The sequence below is a fragment of the Protofrankia sp. Cr1 genome, assembly GCF_963555865.1.
Taxonomy (GTDB): Bacteria; Actinomycetota; Actinomycetes; order Frankiales; family Frankiaceae; genus Protofrankia.
Genome location: NZ_CAUVXO010000423.1, coordinates 1 through 523, shown reverse-complemented (window position 1 = coordinate 523; position 523 = coordinate 1). Strand labels below are relative to the sequence as shown.

At 70.2% G+C, this 523-nt stretch carries 1 pseudogene; it reads left to right on the top strand.

Going from position 1 to position 523, the window contains the following annotated elements:
- Window positions 1-41: 41 nt before the first annotated feature.
- Window positions 42-523 (top strand): annotated as a pseudogene (locus tag U9980_RS22835) (hypothetical protein); the annotation flags it as partial.

Here is a 523-nt window from a genome sequence, read left to right as displayed (position 1 = left end):
CGGTTGCGTCGGACCCGAATCGCTCGCCAATTATGGTTGACGTGTCACAAGATGTCGTTGCGCAGCATGTAGCGGTGCACACGCAGTATCTGGAAAGCCAGCTGCGGATCGCGGACGAGTTGGTCGGTGTGCTCCAGGCCCACCGCGACGATCAGGACGCGTCGTGGTTGCCGCAGGCTGTCGAGGCGGTGAAGGACCAGAGCCTGGCGATCGGCCGGGCGCACATCCGCGCGAACGAGATCCTCGCCGCACTCGCCGACATCGAACGGGATGCTCACCGGCACGCGGCGCCATCCACCGGCTCGGCGCCGGTGTCGGCCACCGTCGACCGGGCCGTGGCGACGCCGACAGCGTTGGCAGGTCGGCAACCGCGCCCGGAGCTGGTTTCCCCAGCGTCAGCCGCTCCGGTCCAGGTTGTTCCCGCCCAGCCCGCACCCGCCCAGCCCGCACCCGCCCAGCCCGCACCCGTCCCCGCCGTCGTGGTTCCCGCGGCGTCCAGTGACGGAGTCGGTGCTTTGGCGGT